The following is a 3974-nucleotide window of genomic DNA, read 5'->3' on the forward strand; positions in this document are numbered from 1 at the left end:
GTGACGGCCGACACCCACGAGGCGCTGATCCGGTCGAGCAAGTTCGACGCGATCCGCAGTGCTGTGTTCGCGTCGATGAACATGTCGGCGGCGCTGATGAAGACGCGCGACGAAGTGCGCGCGGGCATCGAGCAGGTGGCCGCGCATACGGTCGAGCGCGAGCGCCTGAAGATCACGGCCGGCGAGCAGGTGCTGATCGTCGATGCGATCCTGAACGACATGTTCGGCGTCGGGCCGATCGAGCCGCTGCTCGCCGACGATTCGGTCACCGACATCCTCGTCAACGGGCCCGACCAGGTCTACGTCGAGCGCGCGGGCCGGCTCGAGCTCACGTCGCTGAAGTTCCGCGACGACGCGCACGTGGCGAGCGTCGCGCAGCGGATCGCGGCGGCGGTGGGGCGCCGTGTCGACGAGAGCAGCCCGATGGTCGATGCGCGGCTCGCCGACGGCAGCCGCGTGAACGTCGTGCTGCCGCCGATCGCGATGCGCGGCCCGTCGATCTCGATCCGCAAGTTCGCGAAGCGCGACATCACGCTTGCGCGGATGGCGCAGCAGGGCAACATCTCGCATCCGATGCTGCAGGTGCTCAAGGTCGCGTGCGCGTGCCGGCTGAACATCGTGATCTCGGGCGGCACCGGCTCGGGCAAGACGACGCTGCTCAACGCGCTGTCGCAGCACATCGAGCAGCACGAACGGATCGTGACGATCGAGGATGCGGCCGAACTGCAGTTGCTGCAGCCGCACGTCGTGAGCCTCGAGACGCGGCCGGAGAATACCGAGGGGCTCGGCGGGATCTCGCAGCGCGATCTCGTGCGCAACGCGCTGCGCATGCGGCCCGACCGCATCATCCTCGGCGAGATTCGCGGCCCCGAAGCGTTCGACGTGCTGCAGGCGATGAACACGGGGCACGACGGCTCGATGACGACGATCCACGCAAATTCGCCGCGCGATGCGATCAGCCGGCTCGAGAGCATGGTCATGATGGCGAACGCGAACCTGCAGCTGCTGTCGATCCGGCGCCAGATCGCGAGCGCCGTGCACCTGTTCGTGCAGATCGAGCGGATGCGCGACGGCGTGCGGCGCGTCACGCGGATCACCGAGATCGTCGGGATGGAAGGCGAGGTGGTGATTACGCAGGACCTGTTCGCGTTCCGCCAGGAAGGCGACACGACGCGCGATTCGGTGAAGGGGGTATTCGAGGCCTCGCCGTTGCGGCCGGGATTCGCGGCGCGCGCCGCGTATTACGGCGTCGAGGACGCGCTCGCCGAGGTGTTCCGGCAATGAGGGCCGCCGACCTGTTCGCGGTGGGCGCGTTCGTGATGATCCTCGCGATCGGGCTCGTGCTGTCGTCGTGGTTCGATCGCGCGAGCCGCACACCGGCCCAGCGCATCCGCGCGCGGATGCGCCGGCTGTCGCCGTCGCTCGCGGGGCGCGACGGGCTCGCATCCGCCGCACCCGGCGTCGTGCTGTTCAACCTCCAGCGCCGGCAGGGCCGCCTGCGCGCCTGGCTGCAGCGCCGCGTGACGCGCGTGCGTGCCGTCGGCGGCAAGGGCGGCGTGAGGATCGTCGTCGCGAGCACGATCGCCGGCGCGATCGTCGCGATCGTCGCGGTGAAGCTGATCGGGCCGCCGGGCTTCCTGCGTCCGCTGATCTATGTCGGGTTGCCGCTGGTCACGATGCGAGCGAGCTACCGTGCGTTGGTCGAGCGCTTCCGGATGCGTTTTCTCGAAGCGTTCCCGGACGCGATCGACGTGATCGTTCGGGCCGTGCGCGCGGGCATTCCGGTCACGCAGGCGATCAGCATGGTCGGCGACGGCGCGGCCGAGCCGGTGCGCGCGACGTTCCGCTCGATGGGCGACAGCCTGCGCGTCGGCGCGGATCTCAAGAACGTGCTGACGCAGGCGGCGGACCGGCTGATGATCGCGGACTTCTCGTTCTTCACCGTCTACCTGCTGCTGCAGCGCGAGACCGGCGGCAGCCTCGGCGAAACGCTCGACGAGCTGTCGAGCATCATCCGCACGCGTCGCGACATCCGCCTGAAGACCCGCGCGCTGACCGCCGAAGGGCGCATCACGACGAACATCATTTCGGCGGTGCCGTTCGTGATGATCGGCGCGCTGTTCCTCGTGAACCGCGACTACGTGATGCTGCTGTTCACGACGCACCCCGGACACATGATGCTGACGATCGCGGCCGGGTTGCTGACGGTCGGCCTGCTGGTGATCCGCAAGATCTCGAAACTGGATACCGCGCGATGACGATGTCGATACTGGCCGCCCGCGGCCTCGAATTGCTGTTGTTGCTCGGCTGTGTCGCGGTGGCGCTCGCCACGCCCGGCGGCGGCACGCGCCAGCGGATCGCCGTGCGCGTGCGGCAGGCGGCCGGGCAGCATCCGCCGGCAGAGATGGCGGGATGGCTGCAGCCGGGCGGCGTCCGCCTGGACCTGACGCGCCGGCTCGCGCAACTGGGCGAACGGTTGCCGGTGCTCGACCCGATGCAGCGCGTGAAGCTCGGCCTGCAACTGGCGCGCGCGGGCTTTCGCGAGCGTCGCGCGGCGTCGGTGATGATCGGGATCAAGCTGAGCTGCGGCGTGCTGTTCGCGTGCGGCGCGATCGTGTTCAGCCCGCTGATTCCGCGCTTCGGCGAATATTTCGTGATCCGCGCACTGGCGATGATCGCCGCGTTCGTGATCGGCGTGATCGTGCCGGAGTACGTGCTCGGCGTGATGATCCGGCGGCGGCGGCGGGTCATCGCCGCGTGCTTTCCCGATGCGCTGGACCTGCTGGTGATCTGCACGATGGCCGGCAACAGCCTCGCGTCGGGCATCCGGCGCGTCGCGCACGAACTGGCGCGCATCTGCCCGCCGCTCGCCGACGAGCTGACCGTGTGCGCGGACGAGCTGACGCTGAGCGGCGACGTGTCCGCGACGCTCGCGCATTTCGCGCTGCGCGTCGATTTCACGTCGGCACGCTCGCTCGCGACGACGCTGACGCAGTCGCAGCGGTTCGGCACGCCGATCACGCAGGCGCTGCGCACGCTGTCGCGCACCGAGCGTACCGAGCAGATCGTCGCGCTCGAGGAACGGGCCGCGAAGCTTGCGCCGAAGATCACGCTGCCGATGATGCTGTTCATCCTGCCGACGGTCTGCCTGATCGCGGCAGGCCCGGCGGCGATTCGCCTGCTCGAGGTGTTCAGATGACACGATCCGTCATACGCGCGTTCGCGCTCGCGGCCGCGTTGCCGGTGCTGGCCGGCTGCGGCGCGCCGGGCATCCAGACGCGGCCGGTGCTGTCGCACAAGAGCGACGACCCGCAGGCCGAGTTGCGCATCGCCGACAGCGCACTTGCCGGCGGCAACGTCGATCTCGCGTCGACGCTGTACGAGAAGGTGCTCGCGAAGCATCCCGATTCGCTGGCGGCGCGCCTGGGGCTCGGCGACGTCAATTACCGCGCGGGCGACCTGGAGCGTGCGCGGATCCTCTACGACGAAGCGCAGCGGCAGGCACCGGCGGAGCTCGGCCCGCAGCTCGGGCTCGCGCGCGTCGCGTTGCGGCAGCGGCGCCTCGACGAAGCCGCGCAGCGCTATCGCGACCTGCTCGCCGTGCAGCCGAACCATCCGCTCGCGGCGGAGGGGCTCGGCACCGTGCTCGACCTGCAGGGGCGCCATGCGGATGCGCAGGTCGTGTATCGCGAGGCACTGCGCGCGCACCCGGACGCGCAGGGGCTGCGTGTCGACCTCGGGCTGTCGCTCGTGCTCGGCAACCGGCCGCGCGAGGGCGTGAACGTGCTGCTCGACGTCGCGGGGTTGCCGTCCGCGCCGTGGCAGGCGCGCCAGAACCTCGCGTTCGCTTACGGCGTGCTCGGCAACATCGATTCGGCGAAGAAGCTGCTGTCCGCGGAGTTGCCCGCGTCGGCGGTGGCCGACAACCTGCGCTTCTACCAGGCGGTTCGCGCGCGGCTTGCGTCTCGCGGGGG

4 protein-coding genes are annotated in these 3974 nt (G+C 69.9%); all 4 read left to right on the forward strand.

All coding sequences use genetic code 11. From position 1 onward, the window contains the following. Nucleotides 1–1284 (forward strand): CpaF family protein (locus tag FFS49_RS41530; protein ID WP_137951079.1); only part of this gene is annotated, 1284 nt, incomplete at its 5' end. Next, on the forward strand, nt 1281–2258 hold the full coding sequence (locus FFS49_RS41535) for a type II secretion system F family protein (protein ID WP_105816671.1): 978 nt from the start codon (nt 1281–1283) through the stop codon (nt 2256–2258). The genes FFS49_RS41530 and FFS49_RS41535, both read left to right, overlap by 4 nt. Further along, entirely contained in the window at nt 2255–3199 is a 945-nt protein-coding gene (locus FFS49_RS41540) for a type II secretion system F family protein (protein ID WP_105816670.1), read from the forward strand. Before FFS49_RS41535 ends, FFS49_RS41540 begins: the two co-directional genes overlap by 4 nt. Beyond that, nucleotides 3196–3974 (forward strand): tetratricopeptide repeat protein (locus FFS49_RS41545; RefSeq protein ID WP_137951080.1); only part of this gene is annotated, 779 nt, incomplete at its 3' end. The genes FFS49_RS41540 and FFS49_RS41545, both read left to right, overlap by 4 nt.

It is taken from the genome of Burkholderia sp. 4NA327C6, assembly GCF_005502655.1.
Classification (GTDB): domain Bacteria; phylum Pseudomonadota; class Gammaproteobacteria; order Burkholderiales; family Burkholderiaceae; genus Burkholderia; species Burkholderia contaminans.

Excerpts from the sequence above, each read along its gene's own strand:
- FFS49_RS41535 (WP_105816671.1), top strand. The coding sequence starts at position 1,281 with ATGAGGGCCGCCGACCTGTTCGCGGTGGGCGCGTTCGTGATGATCCTC.
- FFS49_RS41540 (WP_105816670.1), top strand. The coding sequence starts at position 2,255 with ATGACGATGTCGATACTGGCCGCCCGCGGCCTCGAATTGCTGTTGTTG.